The organism is Arthrobacter sp. 260 (assembly GCF_013116745.1).
Taxonomy (GTDB): Bacteria; Actinomycetota; Actinomycetes; order Actinomycetales; family Micrococcaceae; genus Arthrobacter_D.
The window spans coordinates 102,737-126,070 of the sequence record NZ_JABFOE010000003.1; the positions used below are offsets into that span (position 1 = coordinate 102,737).

General features: G+C 64.4%; 25 protein-coding genes. 6 read left to right on the forward strand and 19 right to left on the reverse strand.

Going from position 1 to position 23,334, the window contains the following annotated elements; all coding sequences use genetic code 11:
* Positions 1–102 precede the first annotated feature (102 nt).
* From HMI57_RS04825 to HMI57_RS04840, 4 genes are all read left to right on the forward strand, one after another.
* The gene (locus tag HMI57_RS04825) at positions 103–1,191 is read left to right on the forward strand and encodes an exo-alpha-sialidase (RefSeq protein WP_171584812.1); all 1,089 of its coding nucleotides are present in this window, start codon (positions 103–105) and stop codon (positions 1,189–1,191) included.
* 1 nt (position 1,192) lies between these two features.
* Positions 1,193–1,492: a MoaD/ThiS family protein gene (locus HMI57_RS04830; RefSeq protein ID WP_171584813.1), complete on the forward strand. Its 300-nt coding sequence runs from the start codon at positions 1,193–1,195 to the stop codon at positions 1,490–1,492.
* A gap of 19 nt (positions 1,493–1,511) precedes the next feature.
* The gene (locus HMI57_RS04835) at positions 1,512–1,862 is read left to right on the forward strand and encodes a DUF1801 domain-containing protein (RefSeq protein ID WP_171584814.1); all 351 of its coding nucleotides are present in this window, start codon (positions 1,512–1,514) and stop codon (positions 1,860–1,862) included.
* A gap of 90 nt (positions 1,863–1,952) precedes the next feature.
* Positions 1,953–3,347 carry a DUF2254 domain-containing protein gene (locus HMI57_RS04840; RefSeq protein ID WP_171584815.1) on the forward strand — a complete coding sequence of 465 codons (1,395 nt, stop codon included), beginning with the start codon at positions 1,953–1,955 and terminating at the stop codon, positions 3,345–3,347.
* Positions 3,348–3,368: 21 nt separating this feature from the next.
* On the opposite strand, the gene dnaB is transcribed toward HMI57_RS04840, so the two are convergent.
* A complete protein-coding gene (gene dnaB, locus HMI57_RS04845) occupies positions 3,369–4,748 on the reverse strand; it encodes a replicative DNA helicase (protein ID WP_171584816.1) in 1,380 nt (459 codons plus the stop codon).
* 671 nt (positions 4,749–5,419) lie between these two features.
* On the opposite strand from dnaB, the gene HMI57_RS04850 reads away from it, so the two are divergent.
* On the forward strand, positions 5,420–5,917 hold the full coding sequence (locus HMI57_RS04850; RefSeq protein WP_171584817.1) for a hypothetical protein: 498 nt from the start codon (positions 5,420–5,422) through the stop codon (positions 5,915–5,917).
* A 45-nt stretch (positions 5,918–5,962) separates the two neighbouring features.
* On the opposite strand, the gene rplI is transcribed toward HMI57_RS04850, so the two are convergent.
* The 16 genes from rplI to HMI57_RS04930 form a co-directional block, all read right to left on the reverse strand.
* Positions 5,963–6,412, reverse strand: coding sequence for a 50S ribosomal protein L9 (rplI, locus tag HMI57_RS04855; RefSeq protein WP_171584818.1), 450 nt, complete (start codon positions 6,410–6,412; stop codon positions 5,963–5,965).
* A gap of 18 nt (positions 6,413–6,430) precedes the next feature.
* Positions 6,431–6,670 (reverse strand): 30S ribosomal protein S18, encoded by a 240-nt coding sequence (gene rpsR / locus HMI57_RS04860; RefSeq protein WP_005273147.1) that lies wholly within the window; start codon positions 6,668–6,670, stop codon positions 6,431–6,433.
* Between the two features lie 108 nt (positions 6,671–6,778).
* On the reverse strand, positions 6,779–7,351 hold the full coding sequence (locus tag HMI57_RS04865; protein ID WP_171584819.1) for a single-stranded DNA-binding protein: 573 nt from the start codon (positions 7,349–7,351) through the stop codon (positions 6,779–6,781).
* Between the two features lie 64 nt (positions 7,352–7,415).
* Entirely contained in the window at positions 7,416–7,721 is a 306-nt protein-coding gene (gene rpsF, locus HMI57_RS04870; RefSeq protein ID WP_019482095.1) for a 30S ribosomal protein S6, read from the reverse strand.
* 167 nt (positions 7,722–7,888) lie between these two features.
* Positions 7,889–9,169 (reverse strand): M18 family aminopeptidase, encoded by a 1,281-nt coding sequence (locus HMI57_RS04875; RefSeq protein ID WP_171584820.1) that lies wholly within the window; start codon positions 9,167–9,169, stop codon positions 7,889–7,891.
* Between the two features lie 20 nt (positions 9,170–9,189).
* Positions 9,190–9,921 (reverse strand): response regulator, encoded by a 732-nt coding sequence (locus HMI57_RS04880; RefSeq protein ID WP_171584821.1) that lies wholly within the window; start codon positions 9,919–9,921, stop codon positions 9,190–9,192.
* Positions 9,905–11,182 (reverse strand): sensor histidine kinase, encoded by a 1,278-nt coding sequence (locus HMI57_RS04885; protein ID WP_171584822.1) that lies wholly within the window; start codon positions 11,180–11,182, stop codon positions 9,905–9,907. Before HMI57_RS04885 ends, HMI57_RS04880 begins: the two co-directional genes overlap by 17 nt.
* A 35-nt stretch (positions 11,183–11,217) precedes the next feature.
* On the reverse strand, positions 11,218–12,081 hold the full coding sequence (locus HMI57_RS04890) for an ABC transporter permease subunit (RefSeq protein WP_171584823.1): 864 nt from the start codon (positions 12,079–12,081) through the stop codon (positions 11,218–11,220).
* 2 nt (positions 12,082–12,083) lie between these two features.
* Positions 12,084–13,031 (reverse strand): ATP-binding cassette domain-containing protein, encoded by a 948-nt coding sequence (locus HMI57_RS04895; protein WP_171584824.1) that lies wholly within the window; start codon positions 13,029–13,031, stop codon positions 12,084–12,086.
* A gap of 141 nt (positions 13,032–13,172) precedes the next feature.
* On the reverse strand, positions 13,173–13,757 hold the full coding sequence (locus HMI57_RS04900; RefSeq protein WP_171584825.1) for a TetR family transcriptional regulator: 585 nt from the start codon (positions 13,755–13,757) through the stop codon (positions 13,173–13,175).
* Positions 13,754–14,509 (reverse strand): ABC transporter permease, encoded by a 756-nt coding sequence (locus tag HMI57_RS04905; protein ID WP_171584826.1) that lies wholly within the window; start codon positions 14,507–14,509, stop codon positions 13,754–13,756. Before HMI57_RS04905 ends, HMI57_RS04900 begins: the two co-directional genes overlap by 4 nt.
* Entirely contained in the window at positions 14,506–15,264 is a 759-nt protein-coding gene (locus HMI57_RS04910; protein WP_171584827.1) for an ABC transporter ATP-binding protein, read from the reverse strand. Before HMI57_RS04910 ends, HMI57_RS04905 begins: the two co-directional genes overlap by 4 nt.
* Positions 15,265–15,339: 75 nt before the next feature.
* Positions 15,340–16,176, reverse strand: a complete 837-nt coding sequence (locus HMI57_RS04915) for an ABC transporter permease (RefSeq protein WP_171584828.1) — start codon at positions 16,174–16,176, stop codon at positions 15,340–15,342.
* Positions 16,173–17,165 carry an ATP-binding cassette domain-containing protein gene (locus HMI57_RS04920; protein ID WP_171584829.1) on the reverse strand — a complete coding sequence of 331 codons (993 nt, stop codon included), beginning with the start codon at positions 17,163–17,165 and terminating at the stop codon, positions 16,173–16,175. The genes HMI57_RS04915 and HMI57_RS04920 overlap by 4 nt, the downstream gene beginning before the upstream one ends.
* Positions 17,166–17,298: 133 nt before the next feature.
* Entirely contained in the window at positions 17,299–18,471 is a 1,173-nt protein-coding gene (locus HMI57_RS04925; protein ID WP_171585022.1) for an MFS transporter, read from the reverse strand.
* An 80-nt stretch (positions 18,472–18,551) separates the two neighbouring features.
* Entirely contained in the window at positions 18,552–20,234 is a 1,683-nt protein-coding gene (locus HMI57_RS04930) for an ATP-binding cassette domain-containing protein (RefSeq protein ID WP_171584830.1), read from the reverse strand.
* Positions 20,235–20,349: 115 nt separating this feature from the next.
* Between HMI57_RS04930 and HMI57_RS04935 the strand changes: the two genes are divergently transcribed.
* Positions 20,350–21,165, forward strand: a complete 816-nt coding sequence (locus tag HMI57_RS04935; protein WP_171584831.1) for an IclR family transcriptional regulator — start codon at positions 20,350–20,352, stop codon at positions 21,163–21,165.
* On the opposite strand, the gene HMI57_RS04940 is transcribed toward HMI57_RS04935, so the two are convergent.
* Together HMI57_RS04940 and HMI57_RS04945 are read right to left on the reverse strand one after the other, a co-directional pair.
* Positions 21,152–22,081 (reverse strand): hydroxymethylglutaryl-CoA lyase, encoded by a 930-nt coding sequence (locus HMI57_RS04940; protein ID WP_171584832.1) that lies wholly within the window; start codon positions 22,079–22,081, stop codon positions 21,152–21,154. The genes HMI57_RS04935 and HMI57_RS04940 overlap by 14 nt on opposite strands.
* A complete protein-coding gene (locus HMI57_RS04945; protein ID WP_171585023.1) occupies positions 22,078–23,322 on the reverse strand; it encodes a CoA transferase in 1,245 nt (414 codons plus the stop codon). Before HMI57_RS04945 ends, HMI57_RS04940 begins: the two co-directional genes overlap by 4 nt.
* Positions 23,323–23,334 lie beyond the last annotated feature (12 nt).

The window sequence follows — 23,334 nt, forward strand, 5'->3', positions numbered from 1 at the left end:
ACAAAGGCATGGCCGCGGCCGCAGGGAAGCTATGTACAGGGCACCGCGGCTGTGCCATTGTTTACAGTGTTCACATCAGTTACCCACTGAACCGAGGACCCCATGACCACAACACTGATGGCTATCGGCACCAAGAAGGGCCTGTGGCTCGCCACCAGCACTGACCGCCAATCCTGGACACTGTCCGAGCCGCACTTCCTCATGCAGGAGGTCGCCAGCGTCGGCATCGACACCCGCGAGGACCGGACCCGTATCCTCGTGGGAGTGCTCTCCTACCACTGGGGTCCAACAGTGGTCTACTCCGACGACCTGGGGGCCACCTGGTCCGAACCCGAGCAGGGTGCCATCAAGTTTGACGGATCCGATGACACAGCGGTCGGGCGGATCTGGCAGCTCCAACCGGACTCCGCCGACCGCCCCGGAGTCGTCTGGGCCGGCTGCGAACCCATCTCGGTGTGGAAGTCGACCGACTACGGTGAACACTTCGAATTGAACCGCGGCCTCTGGGACCACCCGCACCGTTCCGAATGGGGCGCCGGGTTCGGCGGTGCCGCAGCGCACTCGGTGATCCCGAGCCCCGTCAGCGACACGGTCCACGTGGCCATGAGCACCGGTGGGGTATACCGCTCCGACGACGGCGGCGCGTCCTGGGCCCCCCGGAACAAGGGAATCTCGGCCTACTTCATGCCGGACCCCAACCCGGAATTTGGCCAATGCGTCCACAAGATCGCCCGGGACGCAGTTGAACCGAACCGGCTGTACGCGCAGAACCATCACGGGGTGTACCGCTCCGATGACAGCGGTGAGACCTGGGAGTCGATCGCTGACGGGCTGCCCGCAGACTTCGGGTTCGTGATGCTCACCCACCCGCGCCGCAGTGGCACGGCCTGGGTGATCCCGTTGAAGGCCGATGGGGAGCGGATCCCGCCGGAGGCGAAGCTCGCGGTCCACCGCACTGACGATGCCGGGTCCTCCTGGACCCGTCAGGACCGGGGGCTGCCCGACAACGAGTACAACGCCGTCCTGCGGGACGCCGCCGGGGTCGACACGCTGGAGCCGGTGGGCGTGTACTTCGGCACCCGCGGGGGCACCGTCTATGCGAGCAACGATGAGGGTGGCTCGTTCAGCGAGGTGGCCTCCCACTTGCCGGACGTGCTGTGCGTCCGTGCGGCCGCCGTCGTCGGCGCCTAGGATGGCGACCCCGACCAGCGAGGTGACCGTCCTGATCCCCACCCTCCTGCGACCGCTGATTGGCGACCGGGCCACGGTTCCGGTGCCCACCCCGTCGGCGGTCCCGCTGGCCCAACTCCTCGACGACCTGCACCAGGGGTATCCGGTGTTCGCCCGGCGGATCAGGGATGAGACCGGGGCTCTGCGCCGGTACGTCAACGTGTATGTGGACGGGGAGGACGTGCGCCGGCTGGAGGGCCTGTCGACGCCGGTCCCACCCGGCGCCGAGGTGATGATCGTGCAATCGGTCGCTGGCGGGTAGCAGGACGGACGGCCGGGGAATGGATTCAGTTGATGAGGCTCTCGCAGCGATCAAGAACCCTCAGCGCACCTGCCTGCAGCGGATCGTGGCCGTCGCCCGTGATGCGGCGCCCGAAGCGGTGGCCGGGACCAGTTACGGCATGCCGGTGCTGAAGGTTGACGGCAAACCACTCATCGGCTTCACCGTGAGCGCCAGGCACCTGTCGGTCCATCCGTTCTCGCCAGCCGTCATTGACCGGCTGCGTGCCACACTGGACGGCTTTGCCCTCTCCAAGGGCACCGTCCGGTTCACCCCGGAACACACCCTTCCGGACGAGGCGGTCAGGGAACTGGTGCTGGCACGCCGGGCGGAGATCCGCGGCACCGCCTGATCCTCCTGGTGTGGCAGTTCGGGCTGAGGGAACCGCCTGGTTTACGCTGTGCAGGTATCCCGTCCACGCCAGCAAGGAGCCGTGCAGCCCATGACCCGAACTTCAGGGCCGGTCGGCCAATTGCGGGGCAGATTTCGGACCGCGGGCGATGCGCTCCGCACGCAACTGTGGCCCCTGCCGGTTTTCGCCGTCCTGGTCGCCATAGGGCTGGGGGTCTGGATTCCCACCGTCGACGCAGCGATCGGCTCCGAGATGCCGTCGACCATCTCCTACTTCCTCATCAACGGCGGACCCGACGCCGGACGGGCCATCCTGGAGGCGACGGCCGGTTCGCTGATCACCGCAACCTCGTTGACCTTCTCCCTGACCGTTGTCACCCTCCAGCTGGCCAGCAGCCAGTTCTCCCCCCGTCTGCTGCGCACCTTTGCCGGCGACCGGGTGGTTCATGCAACCCTCGCCCTGTTCCTCGGCACGTTCGCGTACGCCCTCACGGTACTGCGGACAGTACGGTCCGGCGACGACGGTGACGAACCCTTCGTGCCCCACCTCGCCGTGACACTGGCGTTCCTGCTCGCTATCGCCAGCATCATCGGCCTTGTGTTCTTCCTGGCGCATCTGGCACGCGAGATCAGGGCTGAAACGATCATGCGCAAGGTCCACCAGGAAACCAGCGGAACCATTCGGCGGGTGTACCCGGATGAGCGGGGCTCACAGGCCCCGGTGCTCCCGGTGGCCCCCGACGCTGCGGTATGGATTGGCGCGCCACGCTCGGGGTTCCTCACCGGGATTGACGAGGAAACCCTCCTCGCGGCGGCGGTCAAGCATCGGGCGATCATCAGGGTCGATACCCAGGTTGGCTCGTCACTGGTCCAGGGCATTCCCGCCGCGGCCGGGTGGGTGCGCAGCGGGGAGCCCAGTATGGAGCCGGAAGCGGTTCAGGAGTTCCGCGATGACGTCGCCAGCGCGTTCACCTGCGGGTTCGAGCGGACTGCCGTCCAGGATGTCGCCTTCGGATTCCGGCAGCTCATCGATGTGGCGGCCAAGGCGTTGTCACCGGGTATCAATGACCCGACGACCGCAATCCACGTCCTCGGCCACACCTCAGCCCTGCTGTGTGACCTTACCCAGCGGGATCTCGGGCCGCGCGTGCTGCACGACGACGACGGCCTGGTCCGGGTGATTCTGCACCGGCCGGACTTCGCCGCGTTCCTGAATATCACCCTCGACCAGCCGGTGCTGTATGGGAGCGCCGACCCGGCGGTGCTGGACCGGGTGCTCAGCCTGCTGCAGGAGGTCGCCTGGCATGCCGCCGCGGAGCACCGGCCTGCCATCCGGGAACAGCTGGAACGGGTCGTGTCCGCCGTCCAGGAGGAAACCTATCCGGATGCGGTAGCGGCCCACCTCCAGCAGCGAGCGGACGAGGTGGAACGGGCGCTGGGCGGGGAGTGGACCCCCCGCGGCCCGGTGACGGGCGGCCGGGTCTAGCGGGCCATCGTCACGGCGCCGCTAGAAACCACCACCACCATCCACTGCCATGTTATTGAACCGCGAGTAGTGGCCCTGGAACCCGACAACGATGGTCTTCGTGGGCCCGTTACGGTGCTTGGCGACGATCACGTCCGCTTCACCGGCGCGCGGTGACTCCTTGTCGTACACGTCGTCGCGGTGCAGCAGGATCACCATGTCCGCGTCCTGCTCGATCGACCCGCTCTCTCGGAGGTCAGAGACCATTGGCCGCTTGTCGGTGCGCTGCTCGGAACCACGGTTCAGCTGCGACAGTGCCACCACGGGCACGTTCAGTTCCTTCGCGAGGAGCTTCAGGGCACGGGAGAACTCGGAGACCTCCTGCTGGCGGGACTCCACACGCTTACCCGAAGACATCAGCTGCAGATAGTCCAGGACGACCAGCTTCAGGTCATGGCGCTGCTTCAGCCGCCGACATTTCGCGCGGATTTCCATCAGCGACATGTTGGGGCTGTCGTCGATGAACAGCGGCGCATCATTCATCCGCCCCATCGTGGTGGCAATCTTCCCCCACTGCTCATCCTTGATGGTGCCCTTGCGGAGATCCTGCAGCCCAATCGTCGCCTCGGCGGAAAGGAGGCGCATTGCGATCTCGTTGCGACCCATTTCGAGGGAGAAAAAGACGGTGGTCATGTTGTGCTTGATCGCCGCGGAGCGTGCCCAGTCCAGGGCGAAGGTCGACTTACCCATGGCGGGACGTGCCGCGACGACGATCATCTGCCCGCCGTGAAGCCCCTGCGTGAGCTCGTCCAGTTCAAAGAAGCCCGTCGGGACCCCTGTCATGCCTTCACCGCGGTGCCCGGCTGACTCAATCTCATCGACGGTGCTCTCGATGATGTCTTTCAGCGCGACGTAGTCTTCAGCACTGCGACGCTCGGCCACGGCGTAGACCTCGGCCTGCGCGGCGTTGACTATGTCATCGACCTCGCCGTCGTTGGAATAGCCGAGCTGGACGATCTTGGTGCCTGCGTTGACCAGGCGTCGCAGTACTGCCCGTTCACGGACAATCTCTGCGTAGAATCCGGCGTTGGCCGCTGTGGGCACCGACTGGATCAGCGTGTGGAGGTAGGCTGGCCCTCCGATACGCGAGATCTCGCCGCGTTTGGTGAGTTCGTCGGACACGGTGACGGCGTCAGCTGGCTCGCCCCGACCATAGAGGTCGATCACGGCTTCGTAAATGCTCTCGTGGGCGGGGCGGTAGAAGTCCACACCCCGCAACACCTCGACGCAGTCGGCGATCGCATCCTTGGACAGCATCATGCCGCCCAGGACTGATTGTTCGGCAACCAGGTCCTGCGGCGGGGTTCGTGTGAACTCCGGGGACCGGGTGTCCTCCTTGGAATCAATCTGCGTGAGGGACACCGCTGCACTCTCTTTTCTAGGTAACCTACCCCGGGAACCAGCTGCAGACAGATTGTCCGTCAGTGGTCGTATCCGGCCTGATGACTGATTTTTATCACCTAGTGCGGACAGTTTGGCCTCTGGGATACTCCGCAACGGTAGTGCCGAAGCACCATCCTGCCAAGCGAGCAATCCACAGGTCCTGTGGATTGACTGTGGATAACGCGGCGTGTCTTGTGCACAGGATGGGGACAAGGGTGTGGATAACAAAATAGTTATTCACCGAATAGGGCTCTGACCTGCGCAAACATTCGTTATGGGCTGTGGAGTAAATGTTCCTGGATACAACATTCATGCTCTACTTGCGTGTTGACAGATGCTCTCAAAGGCCGTACAGGACCGGGTTATTCACCAGCTATCCACAGCTTTCGGCCCTCTCTATGTGTGCCAGGACACATGTGTTTTCCCGCTGGGACCGGCCTATATAGCCCGCAGCGCACCCTGAACAGGCTCCCGTCGGCGGTTCCCTTACTTCATATTCCAGCAACGGAATACCTTTCGTGGGTAGGTCGTCGGCGGTTGAACGCGTCCGGACCAGGGGCAGACACCATCGGACGGGTGCACAGGCGGGCGCCTCGACGACGTGGTGGGATACTGGCTCAACAGACCCGACCGGTGCGGAGGACAGGAACGTGGAACTGCTGGTGATCACTGTGGTCGTCCTGGCCACCACCCTTGCGGCAGGCGGAGCGATCAGCTACATCACCCGCCGGGACCGGCGGACCCAGCCATCCACTCTCGATACTCCACCGCTTCCACCGCGTCCTCTCCGTCCGGCCCGAGACCTCCGTCCGGCCCCTGACTTTTCACCCCCCGGGCCGCTACCGGTCAACGAGACCAGCCAGGTCAGCGGTCCGGCGCCCGTTCCGGATCCACCCCCGCCCGCCGTGGGCGCACAGGAAACGACGCAACGCCCTGTCGGGGCGCCGGGCGTCCAGGAGGGCACTTACGCCGCACGGGAGGCGCTGCGGGCCAACCAGAGGGCCATGAGCGATCCCAGGCTCAGCACCCTTGACCGGGTGCAGGCGTTGATGGCAAGTCAGGCGTTCGCGTTGCATCTCACCGATCAGCCCGCGCTACCGCCCGATAACGACAAAAAGGGCCCCCGCGATCAGCGGGAGCCCCTCTAGTCGTTCTGTGCTACCAGCTAGTGGTGCTGAGTGAACAGCAGTGAATTAGTTGGCGACAACGTTCAGATCAATTACTGCTGCAACGTCATCGTGCAGGCGGACGTTCGCCTGGTAGGCGCCGACCGACTTGATGTGGGCGGGCAGTTCGACCTTGCGCTTGTCGATGGTGCCGAGACCTGCGGCCTCGACAGCCTTTGCGACATCCTCGGCCTTGACAGTGCCGAACAGACGCCCGGACTCTCCAGCCTTGACGGTCAGCGTGACCGGCTTGGCGGAGAGAGCAGCTGCCTGCTTCTGCGCGTCTTCGAGCGTTGAGTGCTCGCGGGCAACGCGGGCAGCCTTGATCGACTCGACCTGCTTTTCGCCGCCCTTGGTCCAGGTGAGAGCGAAACCGCGGGGCAGAAGAAAGTTACGTGCGTAACCGTTCTTTACCTCGACAATGTCGCCTGCAGCACCAAGACCGGTTACTTCATGGGTCAGAATGAGCTTTGCCATTGGGTTGGGTTCCTTTCCTTAACCGCGGCCTGCGCCGGAGTACGGCAGGAGGGCAACTTCACGGGCATTCTTGATTGCCTGCGCAATTTTGCGCTGCTCCTGCACGGTGACACCGGTGACGCGGCGGGCACGGATCTTTCCGCGGTCGGAAATGAACTTACGCAGCAACGCTACGTCCTTGTAGTCGATGACGGTAACGTCAGCGGCCTTCAGGGGATTGGACTTTGGTTTGGGCTTACGAAGTTCAGCCTTAGCCATCGTGGTGCTCCTTATGTCTGGTGGAGCCCGCAGAACGATTCTGCGGGATGGGAACTACTTGGCGGGTGGCCGCTACCGAAACGGGCGGGCCTGCCGGGTAAAGAAGGGTTAGAAGGGAGGTTCGGACGAGTCCGGACCGTTGCCCCACCCGGAAGAGTTACCTCCGGAAGAGTTGCCCCCTGCGGGTGCGCCCCACGGGTCATCAGCTGGCTGCTGAGCCTGCTGACCGCCCTGCTGGCCGCCGCCCCAACCTGAGTTGGAGTTGTTGCCGCCGCCGCTGTTGCCGCCGAAGTTGCCTCCGCCGCCACCGCCGGAGCGCTGGGTGCGGGTGACCTTCGCTGATGCATAGCGCAGGGATGGACCGACCTCGTCCACCTCAAGTTCCATGACAGTGCGCTTTTCGCCTTCTTTGGTGTCGTACGAACGTGACTTGAGCCGGCCCTGAGCTACGACGCGGGTACCCTTCGTCAGGGTCTCCGCAACGTTCTCGGCCGCTTCACGCCACACCGACGCGCGAAGGAACAGCGTTTCGCCGTCCTTCCACTCGTTGGTCTGACGGTCGAAGGTCCGCGGCGTCGACGCGATGGTGAAATTAGCCACCGCCGAGCCGGACGGGGTGAAACGAAGTTCGGGATCGCTGGTGAGATTACCGACGACCGTAATTATGGTCTCGCCTGCCATGGTGCCTCCTACTGTCACAGCCCACTACGGTGGGCCTGTCCTAATCTGTGAAGCTGAGCCGAAACTACTCGGCTGAGACCTTCTGCTCCTCGGGACGGATGATCTTGGTACGCATGATCGTCTCGTTGAGGCTCAGCTGGCGGTCAAGTTCGGCAGCGATCGCCGGGGTGGCGGTGAAGTTGACTACAGCGTAGAAACCTTCAGCCTTCTTCTTGATTTCGTAGGCCAGGCGACGACGTCCCCACAGGTCTACCTTGTCTACGGTGCCGCCGCCGTTGCGGACGACATTCAGGAACTTCTCGAGCGAAGGCTCGACGGTACGTTCCTCGACATCGGGGTCGATGATTACCATCAATTCATATGCACGCATTTGTGAACCCACCTCCTCTGGGCTAAACGGTCACGGTCTTTCCGTAACAGGAGGTTCTATTTGCGTTGGACTGCCTGACGCGTCGTCCCAAAACGGGCACCGGCATCAGCACAGACTTACCAATGTTACCGGAGAATCGCCGGTGGGCCGAACCGTGTGGATAACTGCTAGGCGGTGGAACTGAAGAACAGTTCGGCTGCGGTGGCCAGGCGGTGGGGGTCCAGCGGTGAGCACAGTTCCCGGGCGGAATGCATCGAGAGCAGGGGCGTGCCGACGTCGATGGTCCGGATCCCCAACCGGGTGGCGGTCAGCGGGCCAATGGTGGACCCGCATGGCATCACGTTGTTCGAGACGAACTCCTGGTAAGGCACGTCGGCGTCCCGGCACAGCCGCGCCCAGTAGGCGGCGCCCGGAGCGTCGGTGGTGTACCGCTGGTTGGCGTTGATCTTCAGCAGCGGCCCGCCACCGAGGATGGGACGATTGGCCGGGTCGTGGCGTTCGGCGTAGTTCGGGTGCACCGCATGGCCGGCGTCGGCCGACACGCAGAACGAGGCGGCCAGCGCCCTCCGCCGCTCCTCGGCGTCTGCCCCCAGCCCGCCGGAAATCCGGTGCAGCACGTCCTCGAGGAACGGGCCGCTGGCGCCGGATCGCGATGCACTGCCCACTTCCTCGTGGTCGAAGGCAGCCAGCACGGCGATTGGCCCGCCGGTGGTCGCCGTAGCACCGGCAGCGATCAGCGCCACCAGGCCGGCGTGCACAGAGGACAGGTTGTCCAACCGGCCGGCCGCGAAGAACGCATCGTCCGCACCAAAGATACTGCCGGGCTGGGTGTCGGCGACGACGACGTCGTATCCGCCCACGTCCTCGGCGGCGATGCCAGCGGTGTCTGCCAGGAGTTCCAGAAGGTCAGCGTCGCGCGGGTCCCCCACCCCCCAGACGGGGTTCATGTGCTGCTGCTTGTCCAGGGTGAGCCCGTCATTGACCGCGCGGTCCAGGTGGATCGCGAGCTGAGGGAAGCGCAGCAGGGGCGGGGTGGAGACGAGGTGCTCGGCGCCGTCGTGGGTGACCAGCCGGCCTGCGAGCGCCAACTCCCGGTCCAGCCAGGAATTGAGCAGGGGGCCGCCGTAGACTTCGACGCCTGCCTGCAGCCAGCCATGCCGGCCCGTGGTGGGCTTGGGCTTGAGCTTGAATCCCGGCGAGTCGGTGTGCGCGCCGAGAATGTGGAACCCCGTGACCGCGGTGGCGTCCGCCGGGGTGATCCAGGCGATCAGTGCGCCGTCGCGCACAACCAGGAATTTACCGGCCTGCGCGGTCCACGCCGCGGCTTCGTCCAGCCTCACGAAGCCTGCGGCCTCCAGCCGTGCGGCGCCCTCGGTCGCGGCGTGAAAACTCGACGGGGAGGCACCGATGTAGGCGCCGAGATCAGTAATGTGCTGGAGGGCAGTCATGGACTTGAGCCTACCAAGGCCTAGTAGTCCAGCCCCTGGCTCGGAACCACCAGGCCCGACTCGTAGGCGTACACGACCGCCTGCACCCGGTCCCGGAGGTGCAGCTTGGTGAAGATCCGCCGGACATGGGTCTTCACGGTGGCCTCCGACAGGAAAAACTTCTGGGCGAGCTCCGCATTGGAGAGCCCCTCGGCGATCGCGCCGAGCACTTCCCGCTCCCGCGGGGTCAGGTCGTCGAGCAGCGGGTCGGCTGGCGGGCGCGCCGCGTGCGGAGGCAGGGACCGGACATAGGTCTCCAGGAGGCGGCGCGTCACCCGCGGCGCCACCACGGCGTCCCCACTGGCAACTACCCGCACGGCATGCACCAGCTCATCGGGGCCCACATCCTTGAGCAGGAACGCTGAAGCGCCTGCCTGCAGGCCGGCGAAGGCGTACTCATCGAGGTCGAAGGTGGTCAGGATGATGATCCGGGAACAGGATCCCGATCCCGTGATCAGGCGGGTCGCTTCGATTCCGTCCATCACCGGCATCCTGACATCCATCAGCACGACGTCGGGCTTCAGGGCTGCGGCCATCCGCACCCCCTCCGACCCGTTGGAGGCTTCTCCGACTATGACGACGCCGTCCTCCCCTTCCAGGATGAGGCGGAATCCCATCCGCAGCAGCGGCTGGTCATCGACCAGCAGCACCCGAATGGGTTCGGCGGTCTCGGGCTGGTCGTCCGTGCTGGTGTGATCAGGTGCTTCGGACACTGTCTGCTCCCCTGTTCGTGGACTCCCGGTCCTCGGGTAGTACCAGGCGTGCGTCAACGACCCAGCCGCCGTCGGGGCCGGGCCCGCAGTCTACGGTGCCGGAGTAGATCGACGCGCGCTCCTGCATCCCGGTGATCCCCTGTCCGGTACCCACCGACACCACGGGCCCCATGCTGCCACGGCCATCATCGGTGATCCGCACCCTGACCAGCGTGCCAGTCCGGGAAATTGCCACGTTCACGGTGGTGACGCTCTTGCCGTAGCGCAGCACATTGGTCAGTGATTCCTGGATGATCCGGTACACGGTCAACTGGAAGGCCGGATTCTCGGGCAGCCCGGGCCCCGATAACCCCAACCGGATGGGTAGCCCTGCCACCCGGAACCCGTCGAGGAGGGTGGCGAGGGAGCCTGCGGCCGGCAAGGGTTCAAGGGGCGCAGCCTCGGGGCCGACCCGCAGGACGCCCAGCACTCTGCGCATATCAGCGAGGGCAGTCCGGCCGCTGGCCGATAGTTCGTCGAGGACTTCGCGGGCGCGTTCCTGGTCGCGCTTCATCACGACGGCGGCACCATCGGAGAGCGCAATCATCACCGAGAGGGAGTGCGCGACGACGTCGTGCATTTCCCGGGCAATCCGGTTCCGTTCGGTGGCTGACGCGAGCTCGGCGTTGCGGACCGCCCAGTCCCGCAGGGCGGTCTCGTGTTCGCGGTCCCGGCGGATGGTGACCCCGAACCCGACTGCCAGGAGGTACCACATGAGGACAAAGCCCATCACAATCCAGATCAGGTACGGCGCTTCCTCGACAAACAGGGCGTCGACGAACCAGAGGGGGGTGATGGTGAGGACCGCTGCTGCGGCCAGGGCGCCGACGGCAATCCGAAAAGGGTGGCGGACAGCGACCGCGTAGAGCGCGAACCACACCCCGATCCCCACGCTCGCCTGGCCGTCGGAGGTCAACAGGCTCAGCCATTCGAGGCCCAGCAGGATGCCCAGGACCAGCAGGGGCCGGTCCCTGCGCCAGAAGAGAACCACGCCTGCGGCAATGACGGGCAGCAGAGGGAGCCACTGATCATGCAAGATGGTGGCGACAATCGACTGCGGCAGGCTGGAGGCCAGGTAAATAAGAACCACCACGGCGTCGGTGACCCGCGGGTGGTTGCGGAAGTAGCGCCTGAATGGGCCGAGGCGCCGTGCGTTGATCTCGGTGAAGGAGGCGGCGGCCGTTCGCTCCGCCGCCCCCTCCACCAAGGCTTTTTCACTCATGGAGTGAGCTTATCGGGCCGGTCAGGACCGGCTGGCTAGACGTCCCGCTTCTTGGTAACCACCAGGGAAACCACCAGCAGCACCAGGGCCCAGGCGCCGAGGACGAGTGCGCCCTGCCACTGATTCAGGGCTCCGTCGGCAATGGTGATCGCCACCATCTGCTCGCCGGCGCTGCTGGGAAGAAAGCGTGCGGCGTCGGGAATCCAGTCGGCAATTCCCGCCAGAAGGGTCGCTACCAGGATGGGCAGGATGAGCAACAGGCCAATGGTAGTGACCACACCGCCCGCGGTGTTGCGCAGCAACGTGCCGATGGACATCGCGATGATGGCCATAAGGGCAAGCACCGAACCGGTGTTGACGATGTGCAGCAGCACTCCCTCATCGCCGAGGCCGAACTCCAGCTCTGACGGTGACAGGATCGGCTGGGCGATGAGGTAGCTCACGAATGCCGAACCGGCACCGACGATGAACGCGACCACCGCGAACACGACCTGCTTGGCCAATAACGCCGGGATGCGCTTCGGTACGGCCACCATGGTGGAACGAATCATGCCGGTGCCCCACTCGGACGCGATCAGCACCACGGCCAGCGAACCGATCAGGAGCTGCCCGAAGATCAGCCCGGATCCGGGGATGGTGTTGGTGATTGAGGTTGCGTCCGGCGCGCCCTGCATCTGGGCTGCCATCTCCGGGTCCCCCTGGAGATCAAGCAAAACTGTCGTCTGCCAGGCGAACAGTGCCGCCAGGCCGATCATCACCACCACGGTGATGGTCAGCATCACCACGGTTGAGGGAACGGTGACCAACTTGATCCATTCCGACTTCAGTGTCCGGGCGAAATTCACACCCGTCCCACTGGTGGTAGAGCGGGTGGGGGTTGCGACTGCTGCGTGGGACATGGCTACTTTCCTTCCCCAACGGTGGCAGCCTGGGCTGCCTGCGGGAGATCATGCGAGTGGTACTCGACTTCGTCGCTGGTGAGCTGCATGTAGGCCTCTTCGAGGGAGGCCTGCAAAGGGGTGAGTTCGTAGACCAGCACCTGGTTCTCCAGGGCGGCCCGGGCGATGCGGTGGGAATCAGCACCGGTGACTTCGAGCAGTTCAGGTTCCAGTTGCTGCGAGGTGACACCGTCGCCGGCCAGGGCACGGATCAGTTCGGCCGGGTTGTCGGTGCGGACCCGGGTGCGGGCCTGTCCCTGGTCCGAGAGGATCTGTTCGATGGGCGCGTCGGCGATGATGCGGCCACGCCCGATCACGATCAGATGGTCGGCGGTCAGCGCCATTTCCGACATCAGGTGGGAGGACAGGAAGACCGTCCTGCCCTCGGAGGCGAGGCCCTTCGCGAGATGGCGAACCCACTGCACACCCTCGGGGTCCAGGCCGTTGACCGGCTCATCGAGGATCACGGTGTGGGGGTCACCCAGGAGGGCGCAGGCAATGCCGAGGCGCTGCCCCATGCCGAGGGAGAAACCACCGACACGCTTCTTCGCGACCGGACCGAGCCCGGTCATTTCGATTACCTCTTTGACCCTGCTGTTGGGGATGCCGTGCGTCGCGGCCATGGCCCGGAGGTGGTTGTAGGCGCTGCGCTTGGTGTGGACGGCTTTCGCGTCGAGGAGGGCTCCCACTTCGCGCAGCGGCGCGCGGTGTTCGGCGTAGCGCCGGCCGTTGACGGTGACGTTGCCGTCCGTGGGGTTGTCCAGCCCAACGATCATGCGCATCGTGGTGGACTTCCCGGCACCGTTGGGGCCGAGGAACCCGGTCACCTTGCCGGGGTGGACGGTGAACGAAACGTTGTCCACTGCTGTCTTGGAGCCATAGCGCTTCGCCAGGCCGTGTGCCTCAATCATGGCTGCGTCCTTAATATTGCTGCGGGTGCCCGGTCAATACTGGGCTTGCTTCAAGCCTACGGAGGTTGGCGTCCGGGCTCGCCGCCCCTTGGGATGATGTTTGATTCCGTCGGGTACACCTTTTGGATGAGACCCGCGCCCCTACAACACCCCGGTCAGGTACCGCTTGATGGTGGGTTCAACCAGCCGGACTACCTCTTCGTGGGTTGCCGAGGCGAGGGGGTCAAGCTTGATGACGTACCGCGCCATCATCAGACCGATGAGTTGGCTTGCCGCGAGCGCGCCTCGTACGTCGGCGTCGTCAAGTCCGGCAGCCACAAGGTTGAGGATCCGGCGCCGAAGAACCTCCCGGACAAGCGCGGCCTGGGTGTGTGAGCCCACCGCACCACGGACCAGCGCCAGCAGTGCTGCCTGGGCTGGCGACTCCCACAGGTTCAGCAGAGTAAGGATCAGCACTTCAGCTCGATCCTCCGGTGCCGCGCTTACAACGTTGGCGAGCACCTCAGCGGGGTCCGCTGGTAGATCAATACAGGCGGCAAACAGGTCGTCCTTCCCATCGAAATAGTGATGCACCAGTGCAGCATCGACGCTGGCAGCGCGCGCGATGTGCCGCAGACTCACGCCGTCGTACCCGTGTAAGGCGAACAGGTTGCGGGCAGCGGACACGATGTGTCCGCGGGTGTCGGAAGTTCCGCTTCGCCGCCCCCGCCGGACCCCCTGACTCATGCTGAGCTACGACGCAGGGTCAGCGAGGCGAGGGTCAGCACTGCCACTACGATCAGGGACAGGACCGCCACGTCATTCCACATGGCATCCGTCGCGTCGACGTTGCCCGCGACTTCCAGCAACGCGTCGACGGAAAAGGTCAGTGGCAAGACGTTCGACACCGCCTCCAGTACCTCGTTCATCCTGTCCCTGGCCACGAACAGTCCGCACAGCAGAATCTGGGGCACCACTACCACCGGCATGAACTGGACGGCCTGGAACTCGGTGCGGGCGAAGGCCGAGCAGAGCAGACCGAGCGCCACCCCCAGGACCGCGTTGACGACGGCGACCAGCACAACAAGTCCCGGGCTGCCCGCAATGTCGAGTTTGAACACGTAATAGGCAACACCGGAGGCAACCACCGCCTGGAGGGCGGCCATCAGTGAGAAAGCCAGGGCATAGCCGAAGAGCAGATCGGCCTTGTGCATGGGGGTGGTCAGCAGCCGCTCCAGGGTCCCTGACGTGCGCTCCCTGAGCATGGTGATGGAGGTGACGAGGAACATCACAACGAACGGGAAAATGGCCAGCATCATCAGACCCACCCGGTCGAAGGTACGGGGTGCTCCCGGCGGTACCGTCTCGTTCTCGAAGAGAAAGTAGACCAGTGCCAGAAGGAGGGCCGGGACCACCAGGATCAACCCGATGCTCCGTGGGTCGTGGCGCAACTGCCGGAGCACCCTCAGTGCGGTGGCGGCCAAGCTTCGCAGGTTCATGGCCGTTTCCCCTCGGCAGGTGCGGCCTCAGAGTCGCGGATCAGGCTCAGGAAAGCGGCCTCGAGGTCATCAGTGCCCGTCTGCTGGCGAAGTTCCGCGGGAGTGAGATGCGCCAGCATCCGCCCTTCCCTGAGGAGCGCAAGAAAGTCGCAGCGCCCCGCTTCCTCCATCGAATGGCTGGAGACCAACAGTGTGGTGCCGTGGGTTGTCAGGTCCTTAAAGCGCTGCCACAGATCGACCCGCAGCACCGGGTCCAGTCCAACGGTCGGTTCGTCGAGGACCAACAGCCGGGGTGCTGCGACCAGGGCGCACGCCAGAGACACCCTGCTGAACTGACCGCCGGACAAGTCGGCAGCCTTCCTGTGGGCAAGCTCGGTCAGCCCGACGGCGCTCAGTGCGTCGACGGTATCCGCACGGCGTCGGCCGTGCATCGCGCCGAAATACCGCACATTGGCTTCGACCGTGAGATCCGCGTAAACGCTGGGGGCCTGCGTCATATAGCCGACCTCGCGGCGCAATGCTGGATCCCCGGCAGGCCTGTCCAGGACGGACACCGTGCCGTAGGTAATCCGCTGGACACCGACGATCGTCCGCAAGAGGGTGGTCTTCCCACTTCCTGACGGACCCAATAGCCCGGTAATCCGGGCCCGGGGAACGCTGAAGTGAACGTCTTCGAGGACATTCTGTTTGGACCGTCGGACGGTGAGCGCCGATACTTCGATCGCGGACCGCGAGCGGGCAGGTTGCGGTGACATGGCAGCTCCCTACCTTGAATTCATCACCTGATGAATTCAAGGTAGACCGGCGGGATACTGCCGTCAAGGGCTCCGTTAGCGCGAGCTGATGGACTCAAACTTCCTGATGCACAGCGGCACAAAGATCAGCAGCATCAGGACGATACCGATGAGGATCGTGATGAACGGATTCTGCAGGGTCCACGCGGTGGGCTCCGGGAAGTCCGGGTTGGTGTTCCCGAACAGCTGCCGGGCCGACTCGACCAGAGCGGAGACCGGGTTCCACTCCGCGATGTTCTTGAGCACCTCGGGCATGGTGTGGATCGGGACGAACGCGTTCGAGATGAAGGTGAGGGGGAACAGGATCATGAAGGACGCGTTGTTGATGACCTCGGGGCTCCTGACGCTCATTCCGAGCAAAGCCATCACCCAGCTGAACGAGTAGCTGAACAGCAGCAGGATCGCGACACCACCCAGGAAACCCCACACCGAGGTGGTGACCCGCCAGCCCACAATCCAGCCGGTGCCCATCATGATCAGCATCGAGATGCTGTTGATGACGAGGTCACCGTTAGTGCGGCCGATCAGCACCGCAGCCGGGCTCATCGGCAGGGTGCGGAACCGGTCAATGATGCCGTCCTTGAGGTCCTGTGCCATCGCGGCGCCGGAGAAAGTGGAGCCGAAAATGACCGTCTGCGCGAAGATGCCAGCCATCAGGAAGTTGGTGTAGTCGGAGACGTTCATCGCTCCGCCGTAGACCTGGCTGAACAGCAACACGAACATGATCGGCTGCAGGATGGTGAAGACCAGGATCTCCGGTACCCGCTTGATCTTGATCAGGTTGCGGCGGGTGGCGATCCACCCGTCGGAGAGCAGCTGTCCCGCCGGCGTACCGACGCTCTCATAGGTGGTCTGCTTGGTGAGGACACTCATTTGGCTTTCTCCATCTCGGAATTCTCGGCGTCCTGCTCGTTCTCAGCCGTGTGACCCGTCAGTTTGAGGAACACGTCGTCAAGGGTGGGCCGACGCATGCCGGCGTCGTGCAGCCCCACACCCGCCTGCCCAAGATCCGCCAGGATGTACTGCAGTGCACGCGGCCCTTCGGTGACGGCCACTTCAACGCTGCGCCGATCATCGGAAACCCGGGCTTCGCCTTCACCGTGGCGGGCGAGGATTTCACTGGCAGCGCCGGCGTCGGCCTCGTCAACCAGCGCCACCACCACGCGGTGCCCTCCAATCCGGGCCTTCAGCTGATCGGACGTGCCCTCAGCGATGACCTTTCCGCCGTCGATCACGGCAATGTCGTCGGCCAGGTGGTCGGCCTCCTCCAGATACTGGGTGGTCAGGAGCAACGTGGTCCCGTCGCTGACCAGGTTCTTGATGATCTCCCACAGCGCCAACCGGCTTCGGGGGTCGAGTCCGGTGGTGGGCTCATCCAGGAAGAGGATTTTCGGGTTGATCACCAGCGCCCCGGCCAGGTCGATCCGGCGGCGCATACCGCCGGAGAACCCCTTCACGGGGCGGTTTCCGGCTTCGGTGAGCTCGAACTGGTCGATGAGTTCCTGGGCGCGACGCCTCGCTGTCTTGGCGCCCAGGTGGTACAGACGGCCCACCATTTCGAGGTTCTCGAACCCGGTCAGGTTCTCGTCGACAGCGGCGTACTGTCCTGATGCCCCGATGATGCGGCGTGCCGCCCGCGGGTTGGCGAGCACGTCGATGCCATCCACGAAAGCGGTGCCCTCGGTGGGTTGGATCAGCGTAGTCAACACCTTCACAACGGTGGTCTTGCCCGCTCCGTTGGGACCGAGCAACGCCTTGACAGTGCCCTGGGGCACCAGCAGGTCCAGCCCGTCCAGCGCGTGGACGGGTCCGCTCTTCGATTTATAGATCTTCTTCAGACCTCTGGCCTCAATGATTGTCATCGTCCAAGCTTAGGGTTCAGACACCCGGACGAGCACTTATTCAGGACAGCTTTTGACCTCATACAAATCGGGGGAGCGAGGGGTTTCCATAACGCCCAGAAAGCAGCGGGAATGCGGTGATCAATAACAGCTGTCAGGGAACGGGGGTGGCCGCCTGATCGGCGTCGTTCTGGCGTTCGGCGGCGGCCGGGGCCACCAGGAATGAGGCGAGCACCGCTACTCCCACCACCAGCAGGGCATTGCGGATTCCGACCTGGTCACCGAGGAACCCAAGCAGGGGTGGGCCGGCCAGGAACGCCATGTACCCGATGGTGGAAACCACTGACACCCGGGCCGCTGCATGGCGGGGTTCATCAGCCGCGGCGGACATTCCCATCGGGAAGCCCAGGGCAGCCCCAGCACCCCAGAGCACCGCGCCCACGCCGGCCAGGAGCACCGAGGGGGCGAACACGAAGATCAGCAGTCCCACCAGGGAGGACCCGAGGCTGACCTGCAGCACCCGGACCCGGCCGTAACGGTCGATCAGCCCGCCGCCGACAAACCGGAACAGGGTCATCGCCGCGACGAACACCCCGAACATGACCGCCCCGGTGGCCTCGGTGGCCCCCAGCCCGTCCACGGTGGCCTTGGCCACCCAGTCGTTCGCGGCACCCTCCGTCAAAGCGGCGCCCAGGACCACGAGGCCGATGAGCAGTGTCCGCGGCTCCAACCAGGCGGCGAACCGACCCGGTTGCGCAGTGCCGGGATGCGCATCGGCGTGCGAAATCTCCGGCAGGAAATAGCGGGGCACCCAGAGGGACACCAGGATGACGACGGCGGCAACGCCCAGAAGGTGGTAGGACAGGTCGACGCCGAGTGCCGACAGGCCAGCACCGACCATCGCACCCGCGAACGCTCCAGCGCTGAACGCTGCATGGAACTTGGGCATGATGGTGCGGCGGAGGCGGTGTTCGACGTCGGCTCCCTCAATGTTCTGGGCGACGTCCCACAGGGCCACGCCGACGCCGAACAGGAACAGTCCGAGCGCGGTGAGCGGGACCGACGTCGTCGTCAATCCGCCGGCGATGGTCACAGCGGCGATTGCCGACGCGACCCCGCCGATCCGGACCGTGTTCGCTACCCCCACGCGACCGGCGATGCTTCCGGCCAGCGGCAGCGCGAGCACCGACCCGGCGGCCGCGGCCAGCAGGAGGGAACCGGTTTGGCCATCGCTGAGGCCGAGGGTTGAGGATGCGGCAGGGATGCGGGCCGCCCAACTGGCAAAGACCAGCCCGTTCAGGCCGAAAACGGCGAACGTAGCCCACATTGCTGGTCTCACATTGGTTTGCACCTATAAACCGTATGCGCAATTATCGGGGGCGGTCTACACGCCCTACCGGAGGGTGCCTAGCGCTCCCGCTGGACACGGCCCTCATCCCAGACCGGCTCCTCGGTCTCGTACACCTTGCCATCGGAACCGAAAACCATGAACCGGTCGAAACTGCGGGCGAACCACCGGTCGTGGGTGACTGCCAGCACGGTGCCCTCGAAGGCGTCGATCGCCTTCTCGAGTGCCTCGGCAGAGTGCAGGTCGAGGTTGTCGGTGGGCTCGTCCAGCAGCAGCAGGGTGGCACCTGACAGTTCCAGCAGCAGGATCTGCAACCGCGCCTGCTGACCTCCCGAGAGGGAGTCATACACCTGCTCTGCCTGGCCGGCCAGACCGTACCTGTCAAGGACCCCGGAGGCCGCTTCCCGCGGCAGGCCGGAGCGGTGGTCGTCACCGCGGTGCAGGATGTCCAGGAGGGTGCGGCCTAGCAGGTCGGGGCGGACGTGGGTCTGGGCGAAGAAGCCGGGCCTGATCCTGGCGCCGAGTTTCACGGTTCCCTCGTGCGGCACGGGCGCGATGCTGACCTCGGACACCGGCTCGTGTTCCTTCTCCGGATCGGTGCCACCGCTGGCCAGGAGGCGCAGGAAGTGGGACTTGCCTGAGCCATTGGAGCCGAGCACTCCCACCCGGTCACCGAACCAGATCTCGGTGCTGAACGGCTTCATCAGCCCGGTCAGCTCCAGCTTCTGGGCGACCACTGCACGCTTCGCGGTCCGACCGCCCTTGAGCCGCATGGAGACGTTCTGCTCAATGGGGATCGCTTCCGGCGGACCTGCCTCAAGGAACTTCGCTAACCGGGTCTGGGCTGCGTGGTACCGGTTGGCCATGTCGGAACGGAACGCCGCCTTGTTCTTGTACATGTTGACGAGTTCCTTGAGCTTCAGGTGCTCCTCGTCCCACCGGCGGCGGAGTTCCTCGAACCTGAGGTTCCGGTCGGTGCGGGCCTGCAGGTAGGTTTCGAAGCCGCCGCCGTGGATCCAGCTGGATGCGCCGAGGGCTCCCGGTTCAAGGGTGATGATGCGGGTGGCGGCGTTGGCCAGCAGTTCCCGGTCGTGGCTGACGAACAATACCGACTTCTTCGACTCGTTCAGCTTCGCTTCCAACCAGCGTTTGCCGGGGACGTCGAGGTAGTTGTCGGGTTCGTCGAGGAGCAGCAGTTCGTCCGGTCCGGAGAAAAGGGCCTCCAGGACCAGCCGTTTCTGCTCGCCGCCAGACAACGACGACGACGCCCGGTACTGCGCCCGTGCGTAGGGCACGCCGAGCGCGGCCATCGTCACTTCATCCCACGTGGTCTCCAGCTCGTAACCACCAGCATCACCCCATTCAGTGATGGCGTGTGCGTACCGCATCTGGGTGGGTTCGTCGTCGTTCTCCATCATGGCGAGCTCGGCGTCGTCGACGGCCTTGGCAGCCTTGGCGAGCGCCGGCGGGGCAGCGGAGATCAGGAGATCCCGGACCGTGGTCTCGTCCCTCACCTGGCCGACGAACTGACGCATGATGCCCATATTGCCGGAGCGGGTGACGGCACCCTCGTCGGCGGTGACATCCCCGGCAATGATGCGCAGCAGGGTAGTTTTGCCGGTACCGTTTGGCCCGATCAGCGCCGTCTTGTGCCCCTCACCGACCTTGAAACTGACAGCGTTCAGCAACTGCCGGCCGTCGGACAGGAAGTAATCGATGTTGGATACGTCTAGATGAGCCACGGCTTAAGTCTGTCATCCGGGGGCAAACCCGGCCTCGATGGCCAGCATCTCTTCGAGTCGAGGGGCAGGAGGCACGGGTGGGTGGCTGCGCAGGACAGTCGAATAGACTCGAAGGATGGCAGCCGAGAACATGCAGGGACCTCAGCCGCTTCTGGTGCTGGCGAAAATCAGCGACATCCTGGACTCGTTTTCGCTGGTGCGCCCTGAACTGACACTGGCACAGATTCGTGAGTCAACCGGACTGCCCACCTCGACGGTTCAGCGCCTCGTAGGGAATCTCGTGGCCCACGGCTTCATCGACCGGGTTGATGACCGATACCGGGTGGGCGTGAAAATGCCGTACTGGGCTGCACCGGCGACCCATGGGGTGGAGGTCATCGAGATCATCAAACCGGTGCTTCAGGATCTGCGCGACAGAGTGGGAGAGACTGTCTGCTTCTTTCAACACTCCATGGGGTACAGGGTGTGTGTCGCCATGGCTGAAACCCGCCACATGTTGCGCCGCGACATGGCGGTGGGCCGGATTCTTCCCCTGCACGCCGGTTCCGCTGGTAGAGTGCTGCTCGCCTGGGACCAGGACCTGGCTGACCGCATCCTCGCTGCCCGCCTGGATCAGCTCACTGACAGCACCATCACTGATACCGACTCCCTGCGACAGGCAATCAAACAAACACGGGCCGACGGCTACGCCGTAACCACAGGGGAACGAGAATCCGGCGCCAGCGGGTTATCCGCCCCGGTATTCAATCCCCAGGCCGACCTGGTGGGTGCGCTCACCATCATGGGTCCGACGCTCCGGATGCCTGCCGAAGTCTGCGTTGGGTGGGTGGACGATCTGCTTGAGGGTGCCGAGCGAATCACCCGGATGATTGGTGGGCGCCTGCCGTCGTCAAACACCCACCCCGGGAGCATGGGGATCAGCTCGGCATAACCCACTGGAAGGCACCAGCCTTCGACCGGGCTCCCATCGCGGACTTCGACCTGTTCTCCTCGTTGAGTTCGGTGGTGATCCCTTCGCCCAGCCGCACCAGATCGGCGAAGTTCCGAGGGTTGAGCCAGCTGGGCCGCAGCCCGAAGAGGAGATCCTCGGTCGAGGTATTTCCCGAAGCCCCAGGGGCGAAAGGGCACCCTCCCAGTCCGCCGAGCGCTCCATCAATAGTCGTGGCACCGGCATCCAGTGCGGCAACCGCATTCGCAACGCCCATCCCCCAGGTATCGTGCCCATGGAACACCACATCACGCCCAGCTGCTGCCGCCCCAACCCTGCTGATCAGGCCATGCACTTGATCCGGTACCGCGTGCCCCAACGTATCGCAGATGACTATGTCGCTGGTACCGGTGCCCCGAGGATCCTCCACAAGTCTCAACACGCGTTCTGGGTCGATGTCCCCTTCGAACGGGCAGGTGAACGACGTTGCCAAACACAATTGGAGAGCTGCACCCGCCTCGCGGGCGTACTCCAGCGCCTGGGGCAGTGCCTCCATTGACGCTTCGGTGGAACGCCCGATATTTGCCTGGTTATGAGCGTCGGACACGCTGAGGCAGTACTGCATGTTTACCGCACCAGCGGCTGCCGCTTTCTGAACATGACGGGGGGTCGCCACCCAAATCCAGCACTTCTTGAGTTCCTCAGGGGTCAGGTTTTCGATCAGCTCAAGGGTGTTGGCCATCGGTGGTACGAGGTCAGGGCGTGCCATCGAGCCGATCTCGATGGCCGGCACTCCTGCCTTGAGCAGGGACCTGACGATCGAGACTTTTCGCTCGGTGGAGAGCAAGCCTCCGGTGAGCTGGAGCCCGTCCCGCAGCGTGACGTCCCTCAGGACGAAATCTTTCGTGGTGGTGTTCATACAGATTCCAACTCCATTTTGGCTATCAGCAGGTCGGCCTGCTCGGGTGTCTTCCCCAACACCTTCTCGAAGACGTCTTTCGAGTCTGCGCCAAGGTCCGGGCCGAGGTTTCTGATCGGTAGGGATTTACCGCCGATCACCGGGATTATCCCGGGGAAAGCGACGTCGCTGATGGTTTCGGCCCCGGTCGATACGTCGAACCGTTGAATCATATTCCGTGCTGCGTACTGATCGTCGACAACAATGTCCGCGGCGGTATAGATAGGTCCGGCAGGAACGCCTGCCGCGTCGAGAGCGTCCAGAGCCGTGCTCGTGGTCAGGTACTTTGCCCATTCACCGATTGCATCATCAAGTTCGTCGCGTCGTTCCCACCGTTCGGCATTCGTTTGCAACCCGGGGTCCACCCCCAGGTCGGGCCGACCAATGACCTCCATGTAGCGCTTGAAGATTCCGTCGCCATTGCCAGCGACGACAATGCTGCCGTCGAGACAGAGATAGGCGTTCGACGGTGCGATCCCCTCCATTCGACCGCCGGTCCGCTCACGCCTGATGCCAAACGCTGAATGATCGGGAATCAGCGACTCGGTGACCGAAAGCATCGCCTCGTTCAGGGCGACGTCCATCATCCGTTGGCTCAACGGTATTGGTGTTTTGCCACGCTTCGTCTCGCGTTCGAAGAGTGACATGACCGAACCGAAAGCTGCGTAGAGTCCGGCGATCGTGTCACCAATGGATACGCCAACCCGAACCGGCGGACGGTCCGGGTCACCGACCAGGTCGCGGAAACCGCCAAAGGCCTCGGCGACCGCCGCAAAACCTGGCCGCGAAGCCATGGGGCCCGTCTGGCCGAATGCCGAGATACGGGTCAGGATCAGGTCAGGGTTGGCTTCGTTGAGCACATCGGGGCCAAGCCCCCACTTTTCCATCGTTCCGGGCCTGAAGTTCTCCAGCACAATGTCTGACACCGCAGCCAGTTCCAGCACCAGGTCGCGACCTTCGTCAGTGCGTAGATCGAGCACGACGGATCGCTTGTTGCGGTTGATGGTCCGGTAAAGCATCGAGGTATCACCTGCGTAGAGCCGCCAGTTCCTGAGCTCATCTCCGGTGCGGGGGCGCTCGACCTTGATCACTTCGGCACCGAAGTCGGCCAGCATCCGTCCCGCCGTCGGGGCAGCAATGTAGTTACCGAGTTCCAGCACACGGACGCCCTTCAACGGGGCGACAGCAGGTTCGTTTGTCATCATCAGTTGTTC